The organism is Buttiauxella sp. S19-1, assembly GCF_022134725.1.
In the GTDB taxonomy this organism is placed as follows: Bacteria; Pseudomonadota; Gammaproteobacteria; order Enterobacterales; family Enterobacteriaceae; genus Buttiauxella; species Buttiauxella ferragutiae.
Window position 1 is genome coordinate 37,826 of the sequence record NZ_JAHWLU010000006.1, and the last position, 24,690, is coordinate 62,515.

Here is a 24,690-nt window from a genome sequence, read left to right on the forward strand (position 1 = left end):
GTTCAATAGCAGTTTAAAATTGACGCAGATAAGATATGTCTTAGTCATGCGGTGAGTTAGAGTTCATCGTAGAGTGCGAACAAAATCAGGTAACACTTGTCGAAGATTAACTTTGATTAAACAGGACAGGACGTATGTTCAAGCAGTTGAAAAAATCGCTGGTTGCAACACTGATGGCAGCTTTGCTTGCGGGTCCGGTCACACCAGCGTTTGCTGATGTGACCGATCAACTGCCAGATATGGGAACTTCAGCCTCAAGCACCCTGTCAATCGGCCAGGAATTGCAGATGGGCGACTATTATGTTCGCCAACTGCGAGGCAGCGCCCCATTAATCAATGATCCTTTACTCGTACAGTACATTAATAAACTCGGCATGCGCCTGGTGAGTAATGCCAATTCGGTTAAGACCCCGTTCCACTTCTTCCTGATTAACAACGACGAAATTAACGCCTTTGCTTTCTTCGGCGGAAATGTGGTGCTGCACTCAGCCCTGTTCCGTTATGCCGATAATGAAAGCCAACTCGCCTCGGTTATGGCGCACGAAATTTCACACGTTACGCAGCGCCACCTGGCGCGTGCCATGGAAGATCAGAAAAAGAACGCCCCTCTGACTTGGGTGGGTGCGTTAGGGTCCATTTTACTGGCGATGGCTAGCCCACAAGCGGGTATGGCGGCACTTAGCGGTACGCTTGCGGGAACGCAGCAGGGCATGATCAGCTTTACACAACAGAACGAACAGGAAGCTGACCGCATCGGGATTCAGGTGTTGCAGCACGCGGGCTTTGATCCGCAAGCGATGCCGACATTCCTGGAGAAACTCCTCGACCAGTCACGTTATTCCTCGCGTCCGCCGGAAATTCTTCTTACTCACCCATTACCAGAAAGCCGTTTATCAGATGCCCGTAACCGCGCCAACCAAATGCGGCCAGTGGTGGTGCAATCTTCTGAAGATTTTTACATGGCAAAAGCCCGTACGCTTGGGATGTACAACTCTGGTCGTAATCAGTTAACCAATGATTTGTTGGATAGCTGGTCGAAGGGCAATATCCGTGAACAGCATGCCGCCACTTATGGCCGTGCGCTTCAGGCAATGGGGGCAGAAAAATGGGATGAGGCGCGCAAGCTATTGCAACCGCTACTCTCAGCGCAGCCGGCTAATGAGTGGTATCTCGATTTATCGACCGATATCGACCTTGGGCAGAAGAAAACCGCAGATGCGATTAATCGCCTGAAGAACGCCCCAGGCCTGAAACAAAACCCGGTGTTGCAGCTAAACCTTGCCAACGCCTACGTGCAGGCGGGCCAGCCTAACCAGGCAGCAGAAATTCTTAATCGCTATACCTTTGCTCATCCGGACGACAGCAACGGTTGGGACTTGTTAGCGCAAACCCAGGCTGCGTTGGGTAATCGCGATCAAGAACTCGCCGCTCGTGCCGAAGTTATGGCGCTGGTCGGGAAACTCGATCAGGCTATTACGCTGCTCAGTGGTGCCAGCGCACAAGTTAAGTTGGGTAGTTTGCAACAAGCGCGTTATGACGCGAGAATCGATCAGTTCCGCGAATTGCAAAAACGTTTCCTTCAGTATTCGAAGATGTAACAGGAGTTACGATGTCCACAACTGTTTCTATTTATCACAATCCACGCTGCTCCAAGAGCCGTGAAACATTAAGCCTGCTGAAAGCGAATGGCATAGAACCTGAAGTGGTGTTGTATCTGGAAACCCCGCCCGATGCCGCAACGATAGAATCATTGCTGAGCAAACTGGGTTTTGGCAGCGCACGTGACCTGATGCGTCAGAAAGAGGATTTATACAAGGAGTTGAATCTGGCTGAGCCGACATTAAGCGAGGATCAATTGATTCAGGCGATGGTCAAGAATCCAAAATTGATTGAACGCCCGATTGTGCTGGCGAATGGCGAAGCAAGAATTGGCCGCCCGCCGGAGTCGGTGCTGGAGATTTTGTAATTTAGTGATTTAACGCCCTCACCCTAACCCTCTCCCCCAGGAGAGGGAATTTCCCTGTTTTCTCCTTCGCACTCAGGAGAGGGAATTAGTTTTCTCCTTCGCACTCAGGAGAGGGAATTAGTTTTCTCCTTCTCCCACAGGAGAGGGAATTGGTTTTCTCCTTCTCCCACAGGAGAGGGAATTGGTTTTCTCCTTCTCCCACAGGAGAGGGAATTGGTTTTCTCCTTCTCCCTCAGGGAGAAGGCCGGGATGAGGGTGGTTTTACAGCCCCAAAATCTCTTTCACAAACGGGATAGTCAATTTACGTTGCGCTGTAATCGAAGCCAGATCAAGCTGATCAAGCGTCATAAAAAGCGTACGCATTTCCCTGTCCAGACGTTTTAGCAGGAAACGCCCCACGTCCTCGGGCAATTCAAAACCACGAAGTCGGGATCGCAATTGCAGCGCCTGGAGTTTGTCATCATCGGAAAGCGGTTGCAGCTTATAGATTTGGCCCCAATCAAGGCGTGATGCGAGATCGGGCAATTGCAGGTTGAGCTGGCGCGGTGGGCGATCGCCGGTAATTAACAGCCGCGTTTTGCCAGATTCCAGAATGCGGTTATAGAGATTAAAAATCGCCATTTCCCACAGTTCGTCGCCCGCAACACACTCAATATTGTCGATACACACCAACGAAAGCTGTTCCATGCCATCAAGCACTTCCGGAACAAACCAGGTGCGTTTATCGAGAGGCACATAGCCAACGGCTTCGCCACGTTGCGAGAGTTCCGCACAGGCTGCATGAAGCAAGTGGCTACGTCCTCCTCCTTCTCGCGACCAGAAATAGATATATCCGCTGTGATCCTGACGGAGCACGGACTGGAGTGCGGCGAGTAAAGAAGGGTTATCACCCGGCCAGAAACTTGCAAAAGTTTCGTCATCAGGCAAATAGAGTGGCAGTGATAGCTGTGCCGGCGTATTCAGAATTACCTCAACCATAACAGGCAGAAAAACGCAGAGAGTCTATCACAGAATTGGCGATCAGGAGAACCGGGCGCACACGTCGCCCGGCTTGCATCAAAACTACGGTTTTACGTTGGTTTCTTCTGCATCAAGCACCACTTCTTCCGGGCGCAGGATACTGATCAATTTGAAGATCAGGCTCAGACCAATACCGACGATAGTCGCCAGCGCCATCCCTTTCAGCTCAGCCGCACCAATATGTAGGGTCGCACCGCTGACGCCAACGATCAGAATGATAGCGGTCAGGATCAGGTTTTGCGTTTTGTTGTAATCCACTTTCGAATCAATCAGCACGCGGATACCTGAAGCGCCGATCACCCCATACAGCAACAGAGAAACACCGCCGATTACCGGAACCGGGATGATTTGGATCGCCGCCGCCAGTTTACCGACACACGACAATAGAATCGCGATAATCGCCGCACCGCCGATAACCCAGGTGCTGTACACGCGGGTGATCGCCATAACGCCAATGTTTTCACCATAAGTGGTGTTCGGCGTAGAGCCGAAGAAACCGGAAATCACGGTGGAAAGACCGTTAGCAAACATCGAACGATGCAGACCTGGGTCGCGGATCAGATCCTTTTTGACGATATTCGCCGTCACCACCAGGTGCCCGACGTGCTCGGCGATAACCACCAGCGCTGCTGGCAAAATGGTGAAGATGGCAAACCACTCAAAGCGCGGCGTGTAGAAGGTTGGCAGTGCAAACCACGGAGCCTGAGCAATCGCCGCGGTATCCACAATCCCGACGGCAAATGACAGCGCGTAGCCAGTCAGCACGCCAATCAGAATGGGGATAATTGCCAGAAAACCACGGAACAAGACTGAGCTAAATACCGTCACACCCAGCGTTACCAGCGAGATCATGATGCTGGTGGTATTCGGTTCGGTACCCGCAGCTGGCAATAGGCCTGACATTTCTGCGGCAACACGTGCCAGTTCCAGGCCGATAACCGCCACAATTGCGCCCATTGCCGCCGGAGGGAACATCACATCCAGCCAGCCGGTACCGGCTTTTTTCACAATCAACGCCACGATACAGAACAACACACCGCACATAATAAAGCCGCCCAGCGCCACTTCATAACCCAATGGCAACAGCAACAGTACTGGCGAAATAAACGCAAAACTTGAACCGAGATACGCCGGGATTTTGCCTTTACAAATAAAGAGGTACAGCAGCGTCCCGATCCCGTTAAACAGCAAAACCGTAGCCGGGTTGATGTGGAACAGGAATGGCACCAGAACGGTAGCTCCAAACATAGCGAACAGGTGCTGTAAGCTTAACGGTATCGTTTGCAGCAGGGGTGGTCTTTCGTGTACCCCAATGGCGCGGCGCGTCATAATGTTGTCCTCTGAATGATGGTGTTGTTGTGTTTTAGTCAAAAAAAAGCCGACTCTCAAAGTCGGCTCAATTTTTTAATGCTCAATAGATTTCGGATTGCAGGAAGGCGGCAACTGCGCAAATCCCTGGGAGCGTAGATTTGCTACGTGACCAAGGTGAGCAAAGGCAGCCAACGCATCAGCAATTCGAAAGATGAAGAGCATTATTTGGTACCAAAAATCTTATCGCCCGCATCGCCAAGACCCGGAATAATGTATCCGTGCTCGTTCAGGCCCTGATCGATAGAAGCAGTAAACAGCTCTACGTCCGGGTGCGCTTTTTCCAGTGCCGCGATACCTTCTGGTGCTGCTACCAGAACCAGCACCTTAATGCTGGTACAACCGGCATTCTTCAGCAGGTCGATAGTAGCAATCATAGAACCGCCGGTTGCCAGCATTGGGTCAACCACCAGCGCCATACGTTCTTCAATGTTAGAAACCAGTTTCTGGAAGTAAGGCACTGGCTCCAGGGTTTCTTCATTACGATAGATACCCACTACGCTGATACGTGCGCTTGGAACGTTTTCCAGCACGCCTTCCATCATGCCCAAACCGGCACGCAGAATTGGCACAACGGTAATCTTTTTGCCTTTGATCTGGTCAATTTCTACCGGGCCATTCCAGCCTTCGATAGTGACTTTTTCAGTTTCCAAATCCGCCGTGGCTTCGTAAGTTAGCAAGCTGCCAACTTCTGAGGCGAGTTCACGAAAGCGTTTGGTGCTAATGTCGTTCTCACGCATCAGGCCCAGCTTGTGTTTGACGAGTGGGTGTTTGACTTCCACGATCTTCATACTCTTTCTCCCCGAGATAGTTGGCCACCACAAAAAAAATCGCCGGATTATACCGCTTTTTGATGGTGGTGCCACAGGAATTGGCACCGATTGGGGTTGATCAAGATCAACGAGACTGGAATGAGTATATATCAACAATAATTACATCCTGCTGAATAAGGGGCTCGCAAACGTTTGCCTGCACTGTTAGAATTGCGGCGTTTTTTATTCCTAACCCATCCGCGGGGACTTAGCAGTGACCGACAAAACTTCTCTTAGCTATAAAGATGCCGGTGTTGATATTGATGCTGGTAACGCTCTGGTCGATAAAATCAAAGGTGTAGTGAAAAAGACCCGCCGCCCGGAAGTGATGGGTGGCCTGGGCGGTTTCGGTGCGCTGTGTGCGTTACCGCAGAAGTATCGTGAACCTGTGCTGGTTTCCGGCACCGACGGTGTGGGTACTAAACTGCGTCTGGCTATGGATTTAAAACGTCACGACACAATCGGCATCGACCTGGTGGCCATGTGTGTGAACGACCTGGTCGTTCAGGGTGCTGAACCGCTGTTCTTCCTCGATTATTACGCAACGGGCAAACTTGAAGTCGAAACGGCTGCAAGCGTCATTACTGGTATTGCCGAAGGTTGTCTGCAATCTGGCTGCGCATTAGTCGGCGGTGAAACTGCTGAAATGCCGGGCATGTACCACGGTGAAGATTACGACGTGGCTGGTTTCTGTGTCGGCGTGGTCGAGAAATCTGAAATCATCGACGGCTCCAAAGTGACCGATGGCGATGTGCTGATTGCGCTGGCTTCCAGTGGCCCGCATTCCAACGGTTATTCTCTGGTGCGTAAAGTGCTGGAAGTGAGCGGTACTGACCCACTGACTACCGAATTAGAAGGCAAACCGCTGGCAGATCACCTGCTGGAACCGACGCGCATTTACGTGAAGTCGATTCTGGAATTGATTGAACAGGTTGACGTTCACGCGATTGCTCACCTGACCGGTGGCGGTTTCTGGGAAAATATCCCACGCGTTCTGCCAGACAACACTCAGGCGATTATCACTGAGTCTTCATGGCAGTGGCCTGCGGTATTCGGCTGGTTGCAACAAGCCGGAAATATCAGCCGTCATGAAATGTACCGCACCTTTAACTGTGGCGTGGGTATGCTGATTGCGCTGCCTGCTGCTGAAGCGGACAAAGCGGTTGAGTTTTTGAATGCAAAAGGTGAAAACGCCTGGAAAATCGGTAGTATCAAAGCTTCCGATTCCTCTGAGCGCGTGGTTATTGAGTGATGAAACGCATTGTAGTGCTGGTTTCCGGCAACGGAAGCAATCTTCAGGCAATCATTGATGCCTGCAAGCTTAAAAAGATTAATGGCACTGTAGCGGCTGTATTCAGTAATAAAACCGAAGCTTTTGGGCTTGAACGTGCGCGTGAAGCAGAAATTCCTGCTCACGCGTTAACCGCCAGCCAGTTCGTCGATCGCGCAGCGTTCGATCGTGAGTTAATGCTTGAGATCGACGCTTACGCCCCGGATCTGGTGGTTTTGGCAGGTTACATGCGTATTTTGAGCCCAGAGTTTGTCGGGCATTATGCCGGGCGCTTGATTAACATCCACCCTTCTCTGTTGCCGAAATATCCCGGCCTGCATACCCATCGTCAGGTGCTGGAAAACGGTGATGAAGTCCATGGGACATCGGTGCATTTTGTCACCGAAGAACTGGATGGTGGCCCGGTTATTCTGCAAGCCGAAGTGCCTGTTTTTGAAGGTGATGACGAAGAAGACATCACCGCTCGCGTGCAGAATCAAGAACACGCAATTTATCCGTTAGTCGTTTCCTGGTTTATTGAGGGGCGGCTGGAGATGCGTGAAAACAGCGCCTGGCTTGATGGCAAAGAATTACCACCGCAAGGCCACGCTGCAGACGAGTAAATCAACTGCCTTCTCCTCAACAGAGAAGGCAGTATCCCGCTTATTTCGCTCGTTCGTTCATCACCTTCATTGTTAACACGGTCGCCGCTAACAACAGGGTGATACCGTTGGCGATCATCAGCGGCATATCACCGCTTGTTAGCCCATAAAGCAACCAACATAACACCCCAAAAACAAACACCAGATACATACTCAGAGAGATCGCTTTAGTATCGCGATTTTTCAGGATATGAATCACTTGCAGGGCAAAAGAACCGGTGGTGCAGCAGGCAGCAACTCCACCCAGCCATGCGAAATCAGACATCTTGTTTTACTCCATCACACTCTACCAATACCACAGCCTGTTCGTTCCAGTCGGAAGGTAGAGACTGTGGACGAAAAACATCGATATTGCGCAGCGTCAGGCCATTCACTCCACAGCAATACAGCGCGGGCAAACCACCGGGATAAGCCTCAACACCGTAAGCACGCTGCGTATCAGGATTAAGACACCAGGCGTTGTCCAGCCCCATACCCGTTGGCGAAAGCGGGTTACAGGGTGGACGAATGTCGTATAAACCCTGCTCCGGTGAGGCGCTGATGCTTTGGGTGAGTTGCAAACCATCAATGATTACCTGGCGCACCAGTCCTGGTTGCTCGCTGTGTAAATTAACCGCCCCTTCACTCACGCCGGTTAAACCACGGAACTGGATAAACTCAATCGCACCAGGTTGAATCGCTGGGTCACGGAAACGGGCAGACAAGTAGACTGGATCAGCCTTACCCCAATGGCAGGCATGCACCATCTCGCAGTTAAAAGTGATGTTACTGAAGATCATGCGTCGTAAGCGTCCGCCGTCGCGGGAGACAATCCCGATGGCGCGGTTTGATTCGTAAATGGCACAGTTGGTGACACAAATATCTTCAATGTCTTCCCAGGTTTCAGTACCAATTTTTACCGCACAACTTTTGGAACGTAACGTGCAGTTGTTCACTACCACATGGCGCGTCGGGCGTTGCAACGGTGCCGGTTTACGGCTCGTCTTCAGGCAGATAGTGTCATCGGCGGCGCTGAAATGACTATTGCTGATATGCACTTGCTGGCAACTGTCGATATCCAGTGCATCGGTATTAGCCAGTGAAAGATCGTTATCGATGGTGATGCCATGTACTTTTACCAGCTCACACGCCACCAGATGAATCGTCCACATTGGGGCATTTTCGATAGTAAAGTCGCGGAGTTGTACGTGACGGCAATCTTCAAAAACAATCATGCGCGGGCGCTGTTCGGCAGGCTTGCGATAGCCCATATCATCGGCCTGTGCATCAAACCAGCCGTCAGCATTGCCATTAATCTTCCCGGCGCCACAGATGGTGATGTTATGCGCACCATAGGCGTATAAGAATGCCCAGCGCGAGCATTCCGCCTGGCTTTTAGTGGTGGCTTGCCCAAAGTCCTGGCCGTCATCGCTGACCCACAACTCAGCACCAGCCTGCAAACTGAGCGTAATATTGGAGCCAAGTGTCAGACCACCCAGTCTGTAACAGCCACTTTCAACTTCCAGCGTTCCTCCCCCCTGTTGCGCCAAAGTATCCAGCGCTTTTTGGAAGCGGAGCGTATCGTGATTCTTATCGTCAGTATTCGCCCACTGCGGGGTCAGAGTCAGTTTCATGGTTCTCTCATCACTCGATGTAATAGACCCAGACATCTCACCATGCCCCTTCTCAGCACTCCACCGCGCCGCAATAGCTGATTAGCAGGAATGCTGCCTGACTCGCAAAATACCTTTTGCCCTGGGGTAAAAGGTGATCTTCATCACATCAGGTTTAAGCAGCATTTTTCCATTAGTGACACAGATCACACTTTATTGCCCTTTCTGGCTTCTACGCCGCTCAAATACCAGGGGAACGATGAATACACATTCGATATTTCCCCACCCCCTTCGCATTACCGGACAAAACCCTTCCTGTCGCCATAGAGACTGCGGCCCACACTTCGTACCGTAGATGCCGAACTCCTTTTTTATCGACACGAGATAAGAACAATGGACACAACGACAAAAAACACGGCTCCAGCTGGAAGGGAAGTCAAAACCAAAAATATTCTCGCCTGGGGTATGGGCGATATTTTTGGTAGTGGCGCGATGACCATTACCGGCCTTTGGCTGCTGTATTTCTATATTGAGGTTGCCGGGTTATCGCCTGCTGCTGCCGCTTCCATCTTTGCCATCGCCAAAATTTGGGATGGGATTACCGACCCGGTGATGGGCTACATCACGGATAACATTCGCAGCCGTTGGGGACGCCGCCGCCTGTTCTTTATTATTGGCGCACCGTTCTCACTGACCTTCGCCTTGATGTGGATGAGTGGCTACGGATACTTCTGGTATCTCGGCACCTATTTGCTGTTCAGCACTGTCTTCACATTGCTGATGGTGCCTTACGATACGCTACCTGCGGAGATGACCAACCGCTACGAAACCCGCTCGAAAATGTCGGGTGCACGTATGCTGTTTGCACAAGCCACCGCGTTTCTTTCCGCACTGATACCTGGGCAAATTCTGGCGCACGTTGCTGATAAAGATCAGGCATTTATGCTTATCGGTATTACCTTCGCCGTGCTGTTCTCGCTGCCGTGGATTTTCGTCTGGCGTGGCACCTGGGAGCGTGACAACCTGCCGCCGCCACAAACGCAAACCGGGCTGCTCAACACGCTGAAATCGCTGTATCGGGAAATGTTGTCAACGTTTCGCCTTAAGACCTTCCGCATTCATATCATGATGTATGTCGGCGGCGCGGTTGCACTGGATATCTTCGGCTCGCTGTTTATGCACTTCATGACCTACGTGCTGCAAATCAGTGCCGGTCTGGCTTCGCAGGCGCTGAGCCTGATGACCTTGTTCCAGTTTCTCGCCATCCCTGTTTTCACCTGGCTGTGTATTCGCGTCGGCAACGGCCATGCGTATAAAGCGGCTATCGGCATGATTTTGATAAGCCTGGTCTACTTCAGCCAACTTTCCGCAAGCTACGCCTCCATTGGCATGCTGGTGCTTGGCGGGGCTGTCATGATGGGTATCGCGCGTGGTGGTACCTATCTCATTCCATGGAACGTGTACAACTTCTTACCTGATGTCGATGAGGCTTATACCGGCGTGCGCCGTGAAGGGATCTATGCCGGTGTCATGATGTTGACCCGCAAATTCTCCCAGGCACTGGCACTGTTTATTGTTGGCCTGGCGCTTGAGTCTTTCGGTTTTACCAAAGGTGTGGCATCGCAAAGCAGCACGGCCATTGATGGTATCTGGTGGGTGTTCGTTGTCGGCCCTGGCGTGTTGGCAGTCATGGCGATGTGCGGTGCCTTCCGCTTCCGCCTCAGCCAGTCACGCCACCAGGTACTGATCAGCGAACTGGAACGCTTACGTGCAGGTGGGAAACCGGAAGATGCCAGCCCTGAGACCAAAGAGGTTGTCGAAACCCTGACCGGCCACCCGCACAGCAATGCTAACTGGGCGTATCGTCCAACCCACGAAATCAAAATTACTCCAGCTACAACTTCTGTTTAAGGAACAGACCATGACTACGACACTGTTATCCCCAACCCGTGAACACACCACTGAGCTGATTGATAGCCTGATTGGTGGTCTGGTCGACATCAAAGACGCTGACGGGCGTTTTTTACAACGCCTCAGTGATGGCCGAATTGTTGATACCAAAGGCTGGGCAGGCTGGGAATGGACACACGGAATCGGCCTGTTTGGTTTATATCGCTACTATCAAGTAAGCGGCTCTGAGCGCGCCAAAGAGCTTATCGACCTCTGGTTTAGCGATCGTTTTGCCGAAGGCACTCCGGTCAAAAACGTCAATACTGCCTGCCCATTCCTGACACTGGCATTATGTTATGAAGAGCAGCCAAATCCGCAATGGCTGCCATACCTGGAAACCTGGGGCCGTTGGCTCCAGCACCAGCTGCCACGCACCGATGAAGGCTGCTTCCAGCATGTGACTTATGAAAACGACCACCACCAGCAAATCTGGGACGATACGCTGATGATGGCAGTTCTTCCGCTGGCTAAGATTGGCAAAATGCTCAACAAACCAGAGTGGATTGAAGAAGCGAAGTATCAGTTTACTCAGCATATTCAGTACCTGGCGGAACCTAAAACAGGGCTGTGGTATCACGGCTGGAACTTTGAAGGGCGACACCATTTTGCTGGCGCACTGTGGGCGCGTGGCAACAGCTGGATTACGCTCGCCATTCCTGAGTTTTTGGAGTTGTTAGATTTATCACCGCAGGACGCGCTGTATCGCCAGTTGTGCAATGTTTTGCGCAATCAGGTCGCGGCACTGGCCGAATGCCAGGCGGAAAATGGCCTGTGGCCAACGCTGCTTAATGACCCTGAAAGCTATGTTGAAGCTTCGGCCAGTGCTGGCTTCGCGGCGGGGATCTTCAAAGCTGTGCGTCTGGGTTACCTGGAAAGCCACTGGCTGCCAGTCGCACAACGCGCCACCGATGGGATTATCAAGCACATCACGCCAGAAGGGGAATTGACGCAGGTTTCATTTGGTACCGCGATGGGTCACGACCTTGACCACTACCGAAATATCCCTCTGACCTCAATGCCATACGGGCAAGCAATGGCCATTCTTTGCCTGGTTGAATCACTGCGTTTACACATCTAGTCATCAGGTGGATAAAGCTTTTGCTTTATCCACCTTTTCTCCCCCTAACCTGACAATTTCGCTAACTCTTTGCTTAAACTCCCGGCCAGTGCGCGGGCGCGCCCGGCATCAAACATCACATGAATGGCCGGAGGAATGTCACTCCATTTGCCACAGAAATCTTCCATCTCATGAGCGGTGCCATACAAAGCCTGAATATTGGCCTGGCAAACTTCACGTAGGCTCCAGTTGTTTTCAACTTCACGCGCGTAGTGCAGGGTGAAAAAGGCTTTCTGCGCATGAATAAACGCCCGGCAATATAAAAACAGCCCCTGCCACTCCGTTTGCCAGCGTTGCGCTAATGCTGGCGGGAAGCCAGCATGTTTCGCGAATTCTAATGCCTGGCGCTGTACATTTTCCGCCCCTTGCCAGGCGAGATCTTTCTCGGCAGCAATCAACGACAGCTTCCGTGAAGCCCCTGCCGCATCCTGGCTTGCAAAGACGATGTCATCAGCAGAACCGGGCAACCAGTGGTTACGGTTAAGTTGCCCGTACAAACTCCAGACCACCTGGCCGTAGCTTTCAGGCAACAAGCTGTGACGATGAAAAACATGGTGGCGGGCATAAATAGCGCTGTAAATCACCTGATGCGCCTGTTCAAACAACCCCATTAGTACCAGAAGCTGTTGTTCATCCGCCGGCCATTGCCAGCATTCCAGTAACCAACGTTTCAGCAGTTGCGCGGTATTCTCTGACGGAGCCTGGGGATCGAGAAATTTGGCGCAGCTAAACAGGTTAAATTCACTTAACGTGCCAATCACACAGTGGTTATCGATACCTTCCCAACTGGCTTTGCATAACACACCTTTGATCGCCGGATTGCTGGCCCGGCACCACAGTAATCGCCCCTGGATTTCATCAACGCGGATAAACGGCAGATTTCCCCAGCAGACCTCTTCGCCTGCGGCATCGACTTCCGCCCAGACTTCACGGTCTGTAATCGCCAGCAATGCCGGGTTATTAGGGAATTCGGGCCAGAAGCGTTCTGGTGTCAGTTTTATCGACACCGCCACATCAGCAGGTAAACCGGTGATAGCTTCAAGAACCGGTTCAACGCCGTCGATACTGGCGGGGAAAAGACGCAGCACCAGATGTTTGTGATGGCGAGCCATGACCTGAGCGGCAGCATTAAAGCAGCAACGATAAAGCGCCGAGCTGGCCGATTTTTTTTGCTGCGCTACGTTCTTTTTCCAGTCAGGCGTGGCTATCGGCACCAGACTGTCAGTATTGGAAATGGCCAGCAGCAGGCCATCTATCGCGGGAATCTGCTGGCACACCAGCGCCAGTTTATCGGCCAGATACTGGCTCCAGAAATCAACATCAAAACGCAGGCCGCCGTGACCATCGAATAATTGCGGTTGATGGAGCAGTAAATCAGCCGGAAAGCCTAGCTCTTTAGCCTGCAGATAAAAACGCAGACCGCGCGCTTTGCAATACTGAGCAAGCCGATTCAGGTAAACGCAACAGCAACGCTGATGCACGGAGATACGGTCATTGTATTGCGCAGGAGTGTAGCCCGCCGGAGTGACAAGCTTGCCGAGCAGATCGGTTTGCCCGATCACCACGGTATTAAAGTTATGTGCACAAGCGTAATCGACAAACTGGCAGGCTTGATGCCAGTTCCATAGCTCCTGGTTGTTCAGTTCAAGCGCCCGTGTTTCCCACATTCCCTACTCCTACTACAGTTTAAAACGCTATTTTAATTTATAGTTTCGCCTGTGACTGTTTCCTTTCTCACAGAGTCATGCGCTATACCTGAAGTTATTCAGACCCCAGCATTGGACAATCCCCGCCAAAGCTCGCCATAATGTCCAACGTGACGGCATTTAACGTCCACGAAAACGCAAGTGAGGGCTAATGGGTCAGGATAAGCTGTATATCGAAAAAGAACTGAGCTGGTTGTCTTTTAACGAACGTGTGCTCCAGGAAGCAGCGGACAAAATTAATCCGTTGATTGAGCGAATGCGTTTTCTCGGCATCTATTCGAATAACCTTGATGAGTTTTACAAAGTCCGTTTCGCTGAACTCAAACGGCGCATTCTGATCAGTGAAGAACAAGGTACGGCGCCCAATTCGCGTCATTTACTCAATAAAATTCAGGCGCGGGTGCTGAAAGCCGATCAAGAATTTGATGGCTTATACAACGATCTGCTGCTGGAAATGGCGCGTAATCAGATATTTTTGATCAACGAACGCCAGCTTTCCCCAAATCAGCAAAACTGGCTGCGCCACTACTTTAAACATTATCTGCGCCAGCACATCACCCCGATTCTGATTAACCACGACACCGACCTGGTGCAGTTCCTGAAAGATGATTACACCTATCTGGCGGTAGAAATTATCCAGGGCAGCGACATCCGCTACGCCTTGCTGGAAATCCCGTCCGATAAAGTGCCGCGTTTTGTGAATCTTCCACCGGAAGCACCACGCCGCCGCAAGCCGATGATCCTGCTGGATAACATTCTGCGCTATTGCCTGGACGACATTTTTAAAGGCTTCTTCGATTACGACTCATTAAACGCGTATTCGATGAAAATGACTCGTGACGCAGAATATGATCTGGTCACCGAAATGGAATCCAGCCTGCTGGAACTGATGTCATCAAGCCTGAAACAGCGTTTGACCGCCGAACCGGTGCGCTTTGTGTATCAGCGAGATATGCCCGACGCGATGGTTGAAATGCTGCGTAATAAGCTCACCATCACTAATTACGACTCTATTATTCCTGGTGGTCGGTATCACAATTTTAAAGATTTCATTAGCTTCCCGAATGTCGGCAAAGCCAATTTAATCAACAAACCGCTGCCGCGCCTGCGTCATATCTGGTTCGACAAATTCCGCAACGGCTTTGATGCGATCCGTAATCGCGACGTGCTGCTCTATTATCCGTATCACACGTTCGAGCATGTGCTGGAATTGCTGCGTCAGGCCTCGTTCGACCCCAGCGTACTGGCGATAAAAATCAATATTTACCGTGTGGCAAAAGACTCGCGCATCATTGAGTCGATGATCCACGCCGCGCATAACGGCAAGAAAGTCACCGTGGTGGTTGAGTTGCAGGCGCGCTTTGACGAAGAAGCCAATATTCATTGGGCAAAACGCCTGACGGAAGCCGGCGTGCACGTTATTTTCTCCGCACCTGGGCTGAAAATTCACGCCAAGTTATTCCTGATATCCCGTAAAGAAGGTGAGGAAGTGGTGCGTTATGCCCACATCGGCACCGGCAACTTTAACGAGAAAACCGCCCGTCTTTATACTGACTATTCGTTGCTGACCTGTGACGCACGTATCACTAATGAAGTACGCCGGGTATTCAACTTTATCGAAAACCCGTATCGTCCGGTGACCTTTGAGCACCTGATGGTCTCGCCGCAAAACTCGCGCCGCCTGCTGTACGATTTGGTCGATAAAGAAATTGCCAATGCGCAAAACGGACAACCGTCTGGCATTACTCTGAAACTGAATAATCTGGTCGATAAAGGGCTGGTAGACCGGCTGTATGCTGCGTCAAGCTCTGGCGTGAAGGTGAATCTGTTGGTGCGAGGAATGTGTTCGTTAATCCCTAATCTGGAAGGCATCAGCGATAACATCCGCGTGATCAGTATTGTTGACCGTTATCTGGAACACGATCGCGTCTATATTTTTGAAAATGGTGGCGATAAGAAAGTCTATCTCTCCTCCGCCGACTGGATGACCCGTAACATTGATTACCGCATTGAAGTAGCCGTCGCTATTCTCGACCCGCGCCTGAAACAGCGGGTGCTGGATATCATTGAAATTTTATTCAGTGATACGGTGAAAGCGCGCTACATCGACAAAGAACTCAGTAATCGCTATGTGCCGCGTGGCAACCGCCGCAAGGTGCGCTCGCAACTGGCGATTTACGATTACATCAAATCTCTGGAACAACCTGAATAACGCCATGCCGATAAAAAAACACGCTCCACGACCGCAAGAATTTGCCGCGGTAGACCTTGGTTCGAACAGCTTCCACATGGTTATCGCCCGTGTGGTTGATGGCGCGATGCAAATTATCGGGCGCCTGAAACAACGCGTCCACTTAGCTGATGGTCTGAATGCTGATAACGAGTTAAGCGAAGAAGCGATGGAACGTGGGCTGTCATGCCTGGCGTTATTTGCTGAACGCCTGCAAGGGTTCTCAGCCGAAAATGTCTGTATTGTCGGTACGCATAGTTTGCGCCAGGCGGTCAACGCCGAAGCGTTCCTGAAACGCGCCGAGCAGGTTATTCCCTACCCGATTGAAATTATTTCCGGTAACGAAGAAGCGCGTCTGATTTTCATGGGCGTGGAACATACCCAGCCGGAAAAAGGCCGCAAACTGGTGATTGATATTGGAGGGGGTTCCACTGAACTGGTGATTGGCGAGGATTTTGAACCGAAGCTGGTCGAAAGCCGCCGTATGGGCTGCGTGAGCTTTGCGCAAAACTTTTTCCCCAACGGGAATATCACGCCAGAAAACTTCAAACGTGCGCGCCTTGCCGCAGTGCAAAAACTGGAGAATCTCTCCTGGCAGTATCGCTTGCAAGGCTGGAATGTGGCGATGGGTGCTTCCGGCACCATCAAAGCCGCTCATGAAGTGCTGGTGAATATGGGTGAGAAAGACGGAATAATTACCCCTGAACGCCTGGAAATGCTGCGCGATGAAGTATTGAAGTACAAGAGTTTCAGCGCCATGAGCCTGCCGGGGTTATCCGAAGAACGAAAAGCGGTATTTGTGCCGGGTCTGGCGATTCTTTGCGGCGTGTTTGATTCACTGGCAATTCGTGAATTACGTCTGTCTGACGGAGCGCTTCGCGAAGGTGTGCTGTATGAAATGGAAGGCCGTTTCCGCCATCAGGACATTCGTATTCGTACCGCGCAAAGCCTGGCAGATCAGTACCATATCGATAGTGATCAGGCTAAACGGGTACTGACAACCACCGAGCATATGTATCAGCAGTGGGAGATTCAAAACCCGAAACTGGCCAATCCCCAGATGGGCGCACTACTGAAATGGTCTGCAATGCTGCACGAAGTGGGGCTGAATATTAATCACAGCGGGTTACATCGCCATTCAGCTTATATTCTGCAACACAGCAACTTGCCGGGGTTTAACCAGGAACAGCAGATGTTGATAGCTTCCCTGGTGCGCTATCATCGTAAAGCGATAAAGATTGACGATCTACCACGCTTTACCCTGTTTAAGAAAAAGCAGTTCTTGCCGTTAATTCAGATCCTGCGCCTCGGCGTGTTGCTTAATAACCAGCGCCAGGCCACCACCACCCCACCGACTCTGGTGCTGGAAACGGATGAAAGCCATTGGACGTTGCGTTTTCCACACGACTGGTTCAGCCAAAACACGCTGGTGTTGCTGGATTTAGAGCGTGAACAGCAATATTGGGAGAGTACTCCCGGATGGCGGCTCTCAATCGAAGAAGAAGTCAGCCCGAACGTGGCTGCCTGACAGCAAAAAGCATAAACGCCCATCAGGGCGTTTCAGACTGATGACAAACCTCTTCGTAGGTCGGATAAGCGCAGCGTCATCCGACACTTTTATCTGCAACAACAGGCGAAAATGGTGGATGGCGCTAGCGCTTATCCCCCCTACAACACCGGTTTAATGACCGTTGTCAGCCATCTAAAACGCCCATCAGGGCGTTTATTGCTTTCTACGCCTTATCTGGCTGCTCAAGCAGAGTTTCAAGCAGTTGCGGGCGTCCTATCAAATAGCCCTGGACGTAATCGATTCCGAGGCTTTGCACGGCGGCTTTGACCTGTTCGCTTTCAACATACTCAGCCACCAGCTGCATCTTTTTCATGCGTGCCAGCTGACAGATAGAATCCACAATCTGATAATCCAGGCTACTGGTCATCATATTGCGAATAAAACTGCCGTCGATTTTGAGGATGTCCGCATTAATATCTTTCAGACGTGCATAACTGGCGTAACCGGTACCAAAATCATCAATCGCTATCCGGCACCCCATATTTTGTAATGCGTTCAACGTCGCATTGACCTGTTCAATATTAGTTAACGAGTTGCTTTCAGTAATTTCAAAAATAAGCTGCCAGGGTTCAATGCTGTAGCATTTCAACAAGTTTTTCACTTCACTGGCGAACTGCAATCGTCCCACCGATGCCGGAGTTAAGTTGATGGAAAAACGGCTGCCGGGGAGTTGTTCCCGATGGTTATTCATAAATTTCAATGTGGCTTCTAATACCCATCTATCGATTTTAGAAGATAAGCCAAACTCATGTGCCACCGGCAAAAACGCGTCAGGCATAAACAGATTATCCCCTGCGTTATCGCCCTTCATACGCAGCAATATTTCATGATAATTATCGCCGCGGATCCCTTCGATACGCTGCACCATCAACACGAAACTTCCGGAATCAATCGCTATCTGCAGGCGGTTCATCATTGCGACTTTATTTCTCACCGCGTTCTGCACATGGTTTGACCCCTGTTGCTGCAAGCTTTCTGGTTTTAGGGTCGTTAGCGACAAGTCAGCCATGGTGCTGAGTTCGCCCAGCAGGTAGTAAATGTGGGTGACGGGTTGGCGAATATGGCAATAACTGATGCCCACTTGTGGCTGCATCGCCATGCCATCCCACATAAAGCGAAATTTTTTCACATGCTGATCAAGGGACTCAATGCGCTCATGATACGAATCATAATTTACGCGCACTGCCAATTCATGGCCTGACAGGTGATAAACATTTTCGTTATTGCTCAAGAAAGGTTGCAGATAATCATTGAGCTGCTGCTTATATTGGATACGTAGTTGTACGCCGTAGTTACGCCCTAAAAGCTCTAGCTCTGGCACACGCAAAAAAGCTAACGCCGACCACGGATGAGTGGATAACTCGCGGTTAAGTGCCCGTAAATTTGGCATCTGTACGACGGGGTCAATAAACGCAACACGGCGTGCTTTTCTATGCAGAAAGCGCTGGCGAGTGGTGACAACCGCCATCAGATAAATAGTCACCGAGAAGACGGCGTAACACGATGAAGCTATAGCCAGATGGAGCTGAAAGCCCATGTAGGGCGGCAAGTAGTTATGAAAACCGCTGCACAGGATAGTTAAAATAACGGTCCAGATGGTGGTGATAAACAGGAAACCAAAACGCATTGCCCCCCACAGCATGATCGGCAGAATGAGCGTTAGCGTGTAATCGGTGGTGAAAATGGTGCTGTAATCATTATTTGGCAATAACAGCAGGCTAATCAGAAGGACGACAAATGCGGCCCAAAGTGCCATCTCCGTTTTCGTCACCCCCGACTGCATCTGCGCTTTCATTCGCGAAATAAACGAGAAAACAAAACGCGGATTGCGGCACATCCGGATGACGATATAAAAGAACGGTATACCGGTTAAACAACCAATCAGCACTGCCTGAAAATTGATTAATGTCCTGGCATGGAAAAGATTTTCTACACTGTTTTGGCCCGCAACCTGGTACCAGCCAAAGAAAATACCAAACTGGTAGATAGCCCAAAAAATCAATGAGTTGATCAGTATCAACCAAATCATGCGTGGTGCTGTAAGGGTGATGACACCAAACATAACTGAATTGCGTCGGGGCACGAAAATACGATAGCCACCCCAGCTTATCATTATGGGAATTAAGAAATGTATGACCGCAATTAATGGGGCAAACTCACCACTAAATGGAATAAAGCAGATCGATAGCGCAAGCATAATTCCCGGCAGGGCTGCCCATCCGAAAATCAACATAAATGCGGTCATCAAACCAAGCGGCATGTAGACCAGGAACACCAGCCCGCCATCCATGATGGTATGGGCGTTACACCACATCGCGATGGGCAGCAGAATACTCGGCAGCACCAAAGGAAGCGCCCACCATTTGTTTTTAGATTTCTGATACCAGCTTGCCAGATACATTGATTGTCGCCAAAAACCCTGTCATCCAGCCTGGGTAAACTCCGAACAGGAATCCTGCCTGGTCGATAAGCCATATTGCTATGGAACGGAGTGCAGATTTTAGTTAGGGATTATCTGATGAAGGTGATCTATATCAACTTCTTGCCGGAGTTTTCATTTCTTGAGTAAAGAATTCAAAACAATGACTGTATATATATTAATCAGCCAATATTAAGATATGCTCATATAACAAGGGTGAATGATTCCGTAAATGACTCTGAGATGTCCGGCATTTGACCTTCAAGTAACGCTGTGTCTAAATACCACCGTCGCCCGCGGTTGACGGGTAAACATCAAGGTTCATTTGCGTGACACAGGTTACGAGTATGCGAAGACGACATAAGTTTAACAATCGTATGACCCGCATTATTCTGCTCATCAGTTTTCTCTTCCTTTTTGGCCGTTTTGTCTACTCTGCTATCGGTGCCTGGTACCATCATCAGGACAAAGTAGAAACACAGCAAAACAGCTTGTCTGTGGATAACACTAGCCGGTAACGCCTCACCTCAAAACATTGATATTCTAACCGCCAGACAGGTGGTCGATTCTGCTCGCCTGAACATTGTGAAATGACTGCGGATGGCGACCTATACTCTAACGACCCGCCATGAAGCGCGAAGAATAAATTTGTGACCAGGAGAGATTAAATGATACATGTCTTTGGCCATCTGAATCCCGACAGCGATACGGTCTGCACTGCATACATGGCTGCGCGTTGGCTGACGATTAAAGGGCAAAATGCTCAGGCATTTCGCCTCGGTGAATTAAACCCAGAAACAGCCTATATTTTTCGCCATGCGGGCCTGACGCCTCCGCCGCTGCTTGATGATTCCCTGGCGGGCAAAGATGTCTGGCTGGTTGATTTCACCGAACCCGCTCAGGGGCCTGCGTCACTGAGTGAAAGCAATGTTGTCGGGATTATCGACCATCACCGTCTTGGCGGCCTAATCACTCAACTCCCCCCTGAAGTCTGGATAAAACCTGTCGGCAGCAGTGCGACCTTGTTATGGCAGTTGATGACCCCAGCTATTCGCCGTGAGATTTCCCCTGGCGAAGCCATTTTGCTGTTAGGAGCCGCGTTGAGTGATACCGTAGCACTTCGCTCACCGACCACCACTGACGACGATCGCCAGGCCATTGATGAGCTCTGCTCTCTGGCAAAAGTAGATCGGGAAGATTTCATTCGTGATTTACTGACCGCGAAGACAGATATTGTCGGTTTGAGCGCAGAAGAGTTGCTGAATAAAGACAGTAAAATGTTTGATATTTCGGGGAATAAAGTGCTAGCTGCACAACTCGAATTATATTCGCTGGACCAGGTAGAACCGCTTATGGATGAACTTAAATTAGCGATGGAACAGCGGGTCACCACATCCGGGGCTGACCTGGTGGTTTTGATGCTGACCGATATCAGCGCTGAGTGCTCAAGGCTCTATTTTGCTGGCCCTGCACTTGCCGATAATGCCCCCTGCACCATCGCCGGAATGTTAAGTCGCAAAAAACAGCTCCTTCCCTGGCTGCATGCGCGGCTTGGTTAAATTACATCATAAAAAAAGCCCATTAAAAAATGGGCTTCGACTGATGACAAACCTTTTCGTAGGTCGGATATGCGCAGCGTCATCCGACAAAACTGGCGAAAATGGTGGATGACGCTAACGCTTATCCACCCTACAAAATCCGTTCATCACCCTTTGTCAGCAATCGACTGCCAGATAGTGACAGTTATGCCTAAAGACGGGTTATTCCCACTCGATAGTCGCTGGCGGTTTGCCAGAAATATCGTAAACCACACGGGAAATGCCGTTAACTTCGTTGATAATGCGGTTGGATACGCGGCCAAGGAAATCATATGGCAGGTGCGCCCAATGCGCGGTCATAAAGTCGATGGTTTCCACTGCGCGCAGTGAGACAACCCAATCGTATTTACGACCATCGCCCATCACGCCAACGGAGCGAACTGGCAGGAACACGGTGAATGCCTGGCTTACTTTGTTGTAGAGATCTGCTTTATGCAGTTCTTCAATAAAGATGGCATCAGCACGACGCAGCAGGTCGCAGTATTCTTTCTTCACTTCGCCCAATACGCGCACACCAAGACCTGGCCCCGGGAACGGGTGACGGTAAAGCATGTCGTACGGCAGGCCGAGTTCCAGACCAATTTTACGTACTTCGTCTTTGAACAGCTCACGCAGTGGCTCAACCAGACCCATCTTCATCTCTTTCGGCAAGCCGCCCACGTTGTGGTGAGATTTGATGACGTGTGCTTTACCGGTCGCAGAGGCAGCAGATTCGATAACGTCCGGGTAAATGGTACCCTGAGCCAGCCACTTCACATCTTCCAGTTTCAGTGCTTCTTCATCGAACACTTCAACGAACACACGGCCGATGATTTTACGTTTCGCTTCTGGTTCGTTCTCGCCCGCCAACGCAGACAGGAAGCGTTCTTCACCTTTAACGTGAACAATGTTCAGGCCGAAGTGGTCGCCAAACATGTCCATCACTTGTTCAGCTTCGTTCAAACGCAGCAGGCCGTTATCAACGAATACGCAAGTCAGACGGTCGCCAATCGCGCGGTGCAGCAGCATAGCGGTAACGGAAGAATCCACGCCACCAGACAAGCCCAGAATAACTTTGTCGTTACCCACTTGTTCACGCAGACGAACAATCGCGTCTTCAATGATTTTTGCCGGAGTCCACAGCGCTTCGCAGCCACAGATATCCAGAACAAAACGCTCCAGCAGACGCTGACCCTGACGGGTGTGGGTCACTTCCGGGTGGAACTGTACGCCATAAAAACGTTTTTCTTCGTTTGCCATAATCGCAAACGGGCAAGTCTCGGTGCTGGCAACGGTAACGAAGTCAGACGGGATCGCAGTGACTTTATCGCCGTGGCTCATCCAGACATCCAGCAACGGTTTACCATCGGCGCTCAGGGAATCTTCGATACCGCGAACCAATGCGCTATCAGTTTTCACTTCAACTTGCGCGTAACCGAACTCACGTTCACTGGAACCTTCAACATGGCCGCCGAGCTGCATCGCCATGGTCTGCATGCCGTAGCACACACCAAATACTGGCACACCTGCAGTAAAGACATATTCAGGCGCTCGTGGGCTGTTCTGCTCGGTAGTACTTTCCGGTCCACCAGAAAGAATGATACCGCTTGGATTGAAATCACGAATCTGTGCTTCCGTGACATCCCATGCCCACAGCTCACAGTAAACGCCAAGCTCGCGCACACGACGCGCAACGAGTTGAGTATACTGAGAACCGAAATCAAGGATAAGTATGCGATGTTTATGGATATTTTCCGTCATTGACGCTTATTCCAAGGCAAGTGAAACAGATAAAGAAAATCGCCCGGCATAAAGCCGGGCGAGGAGAATCAGGAGCCCATACGGTAGTTCGGGGACTCTTTAGTAATCGTCACATCGTGGACGTGACTTTCCTGAATACCCGCACCGCTGATGCGTACAAATTCCGCTTTGGTACGCAGGTCGTCGATGGTACCACAGCCGGTCAGACCCATACAGGAACGCAGGCCACCCATCTGCTGGTGAACGATCTCTTTCAAACGGCCTTTGTAAGCCACGCGACCTTCGATACCTTCCGGTACCAGTTTGTCCGCTGCGTTGTCAGTCTGGAAGTAACGGTCAGAAGAACCTTTAGACATCGCCCCCAGAGAACCCATACCACGGTAGGATTTGAAAGAACGGCCCTGGTAGAGTTCGATTTCGCCTGGAGATTCTTCAGTTCCTGCCAGCATGCCGCCAACCATCACAGCAGATGCGCCCGCCGCGATAGCTTTAGCGATATCACCAGAGAAGCGGATACCGCCGTCAGCAATAACAGGAATGCCTGTGCCTTCCAGTGCTTCAACAGCATCAGCAACCGCAGTAATTTGCGGAACACCCACGCCAGTGACGATACGAGTGGTACAGATGGAGCCTGGGCCGATACCGACTTTAACCGCACTCACACCAGCGTCAGCCAGCGCACGCGCGCCATTGGCTGTAGCAACGTTGCCGCCAATGATTTGCAGGTCAGGATATTTAGCGCGAGTTTCACGAATACGTTGCAGAACGCCTTCGGAATGACCATGAGAGGAGTCAATCAGTAAAACGTCGACACCAGCGGCCACCAGAGCGTCGATACGCTCTTCGTTGCCCGCACCTGCGCCTACGGCCGCCCCAACACGCAGACGGCCCTGGTCGTCTTTACAGGCGTTAGGTTTACGTTCCGCTTTTTGGAAGTCTTTTACGGTGATCATACCGTGCAGATGGAAATTACCGTCAACGACCAACGCCTTCTCAACACGCTTTTCGTGCATTTTAGACAGCACGACATCACGAGCTTCGCCTTCTTTCACGGTAACCAGACGCTCTTTCGGGGTCATGTACACGCTAACAGGCTGGTTTAAGTCGGTGACAAAGCGAACGTCGCGACCGGTAATAATACCGACCAGTTCATTGGCTTCAGTGACCACAGGGTAACCCGCAAAACCATTACGTGCGGTGAGTTCTTTAACTTCGTGCAGAGTGGTAGTCGGCAGCACGGTCTGTGGGTCAGTTACAACGCCACTTTCGTGTTTTTTCACGCGTTTGACTTCTTCAGCCTGGCGCTCAATAGACATATTTTTGTGAATAAAACCAAGTCCACCTTCCTGAGCCAATGCGATGGCCAGACGGGCTTCCGTTACGGTATCCATTGCTGCTGAGAGCATAGGGATATTCAAACGAATAGTTTTGGTCAATTGGGTGCTGAGATCGGCCGTGTTAGGCAGAACTGTAGAGTGAGCTGGAACGAGGAGAACGTCATCAAACGTCAGTGCTTCTTTAGCGATTCGTAGCATGGCAATATCTCAACCTGGGGTGAATGAGAACAGATAAAATATTGCCGCGGCATTATACAGAGCGGAATCGATTGCATCCACACTTTTTTAAGAAAACTCCTTGCCAAGACGAATACGAAAGGTACTATCGACCGA

19 protein-coding genes are annotated in these 24,690 nt (G+C 50.7%); 10 read left to right on the forward strand and 9 right to left on the reverse strand.

The window, feature by feature from the left end:
• Nucleotides 1–134: 134 nt before the first annotated feature.
• Together bepA and arsC are read left to right on the forward strand one after the other, a co-directional pair.
• A complete protein-coding gene (gene bepA, locus MES37_RS02755; RefSeq protein WP_064544507.1) occupies nucleotides 135–1,598 on the forward strand; it encodes a beta-barrel assembly-enhancing protease in 1,464 nt (487 codons plus the stop codon).
• A gap of 11 nt (nucleotides 1,599–1,609) precedes the next feature.
• Complete coding sequence (arsC, locus tag MES37_RS02760) at nucleotides 1,610–1,966, forward strand: arsenate reductase (glutaredoxin) (protein ID WP_064544505.1); 357 nt, start codon at nucleotides 1,610–1,612, stop codon at nucleotides 1,964–1,966.
• A 261-nt stretch (nucleotides 1,967–2,227) separates the two neighbouring features.
• Here the strand turns inward: arsC and MES37_RS02765 are convergent, their stop codons facing one another.
• The 3 genes from MES37_RS02765 to upp all read right to left on the reverse strand — a co-directional run bounded on the left by MES37_RS02765 (nucleotide 2,228) and on the right by upp (nucleotide 5,145).
• Complete coding sequence (locus MES37_RS02765; protein WP_221200562.1) at nucleotides 2,228–2,929, reverse strand: DnaA inactivator Hda; 702 nt, start codon at nucleotides 2,927–2,929, stop codon at nucleotides 2,228–2,230.
• A 99-nt stretch (nucleotides 2,930–3,028) separates the two neighbouring features.
• Nucleotides 3,029–4,315, reverse strand: a complete 1,287-nt coding sequence (gene uraA, locus MES37_RS02770; RefSeq protein WP_064544501.1) for a uracil permease — start codon at nucleotides 4,313–4,315, stop codon at nucleotides 3,029–3,031.
• A gap of 203 nt (nucleotides 4,316–4,518) precedes the next feature.
• Nucleotides 4,519–5,145: a uracil phosphoribosyltransferase gene (gene upp / locus MES37_RS02775; RefSeq protein WP_034459132.1), complete on the reverse strand. Its 627-nt coding sequence runs from the start codon at nucleotides 5,143–5,145 to the stop codon at nucleotides 4,519–4,521.
• Between the two features lie 235 nt (nucleotides 5,146–5,380).
• Between upp and purM the strand changes: the two genes are divergently transcribed.
• Both purM and purN read left to right on the forward strand, forming a co-directional pair.
• Nucleotides 5,381–6,418 carry a phosphoribosylformylglycinamidine cyclo-ligase gene (gene purM, locus MES37_RS02780; protein WP_064544499.1) on the forward strand — a complete coding sequence of 346 codons (1,038 nt, stop codon included), beginning with the start codon at nucleotides 5,381–5,383 and terminating at the stop codon, nucleotides 6,416–6,418.
• Nucleotides 6,418–7,059 carry a phosphoribosylglycinamide formyltransferase gene (purN, locus tag MES37_RS02785; RefSeq protein ID WP_064544498.1) on the forward strand — a complete coding sequence of 214 codons (642 nt, stop codon included), beginning with the start codon at nucleotides 6,418–6,420 and terminating at the stop codon, nucleotides 7,057–7,059. The genes purM and purN overlap by 1 nt, the downstream gene beginning before the upstream one ends.
• A gap of 40 nt (nucleotides 7,060–7,099) precedes the next feature.
• Here the strand turns inward: purN and MES37_RS02790 are convergent, their stop codons facing one another.
• Nucleotides 7,100–7,363, reverse strand: a complete 264-nt coding sequence (locus MES37_RS02790; protein ID WP_064544495.1) for a SemiSWEET family sugar transporter — start codon at nucleotides 7,361–7,363, stop codon at nucleotides 7,100–7,102.
• A complete protein-coding gene (locus tag MES37_RS02795) occupies nucleotides 7,356–8,711 on the reverse strand; it encodes a glycoside hydrolase family 28 protein (RefSeq protein ID WP_237930055.1) in 1,356 nt (451 codons plus the stop codon). The genes MES37_RS02790 and MES37_RS02795 overlap by 8 nt, the downstream gene beginning before the upstream one ends.
• A gap of 444 nt (nucleotides 8,712–9,155) precedes the next feature.
• Here MES37_RS02795 and MES37_RS02800 point away from each other — a divergent pair, with 444 nt between their 5' ends.
• Together MES37_RS02800 and bglB are read left to right on the forward strand one after the other, a co-directional pair.
• Entirely contained in the window at nucleotides 9,156–10,601 is a 1,446-nt protein-coding gene (locus tag MES37_RS02800) for an MFS transporter (protein ID WP_064544491.1), read from the forward strand.
• Between the two features lie 10 nt (nucleotides 10,602–10,611).
• Nucleotides 10,612–11,718, forward strand: a complete 1,107-nt coding sequence (bglB, locus tag MES37_RS02805; protein ID WP_064544489.1) for a beta-galactosidase BglB — start codon at nucleotides 10,612–10,614, stop codon at nucleotides 11,716–11,718.
• Nucleotides 11,719–11,762: 44 nt separating this feature from the next.
• Here the strand turns inward: bglB and MES37_RS02810 are convergent, their stop codons facing one another.
• Complete coding sequence (locus tag MES37_RS02810) at nucleotides 11,763–13,424, reverse strand: hypothetical protein (protein WP_064544487.1); 1,662 nt, start codon at nucleotides 13,422–13,424, stop codon at nucleotides 11,763–11,765.
• A gap of 190 nt (nucleotides 13,425–13,614) precedes the next feature.
• Here MES37_RS02810 and ppk1 point away from each other — a divergent pair, with 190 nt between their 5' ends.
• Both ppk1 and ppx read left to right on the forward strand, forming a co-directional pair.
• A complete protein-coding gene (gene ppk1, locus MES37_RS02815) occupies nucleotides 13,615–15,675 on the forward strand; it encodes a polyphosphate kinase 1 (protein WP_064544485.1) in 2,061 nt (686 codons plus the stop codon).
• A 4-nt stretch (nucleotides 15,676–15,679) separates the two neighbouring features.
• A complete protein-coding gene (ppx, locus tag MES37_RS02820; protein ID WP_064544483.1) occupies nucleotides 15,680–17,221 on the forward strand; it encodes an exopolyphosphatase in 1,542 nt (513 codons plus the stop codon).
• A 205-nt stretch (nucleotides 17,222–17,426) separates the two neighbouring features.
• On the opposite strand, the gene MES37_RS02825 is transcribed toward ppx, so the two are convergent.
• The gene (locus MES37_RS02825; RefSeq protein ID WP_237930056.1) at nucleotides 17,427–19,664 is read right to left on the reverse strand and encodes a sensor domain-containing phosphodiesterase; all 2,238 of its coding nucleotides are present in this window, start codon (nucleotides 19,662–19,664) and stop codon (nucleotides 17,427–17,429) included.
• 365 nt (nucleotides 19,665–20,029) lie between these two features.
• Here MES37_RS02825 and MES37_RS02830 point away from each other — a divergent pair, with 365 nt between their 5' ends.
• Complete coding sequence (locus tag MES37_RS02830) at nucleotides 20,030–20,200, forward strand: YfgG family protein (protein WP_083963314.1); 171 nt, start codon at nucleotides 20,030–20,032, stop codon at nucleotides 20,198–20,200.
• Between the two features lie 150 nt (nucleotides 20,201–20,350).
• Nucleotides 20,351–21,241, forward strand: a complete 891-nt coding sequence (locus MES37_RS02835) for a manganese-dependent inorganic pyrophosphatase (RefSeq protein ID WP_121815110.1) — start codon at nucleotides 20,351–20,353, stop codon at nucleotides 21,239–21,241.
• A 201-nt stretch (nucleotides 21,242–21,442) separates the two neighbouring features.
• On the opposite strand, the gene guaA is transcribed toward MES37_RS02835, so the two are convergent.
• Nucleotides 21,443–23,020, reverse strand: coding sequence for a glutamine-hydrolyzing GMP synthase (gene guaA, locus MES37_RS02840; RefSeq protein ID WP_064544477.1), 1,578 nt, complete (start codon nucleotides 23,018–23,020; stop codon nucleotides 21,443–21,445).
• A 68-nt stretch (nucleotides 23,021–23,088) separates the two neighbouring features.
• Nucleotides 23,089–24,555: an IMP dehydrogenase gene (gene guaB, locus MES37_RS02845; protein WP_064544475.1), complete on the reverse strand. Its 1,467-nt coding sequence runs from the start codon at nucleotides 24,553–24,555 to the stop codon at nucleotides 23,089–23,091.
• Nucleotides 24,556–24,690: the final 135 nt, after the last annotated feature.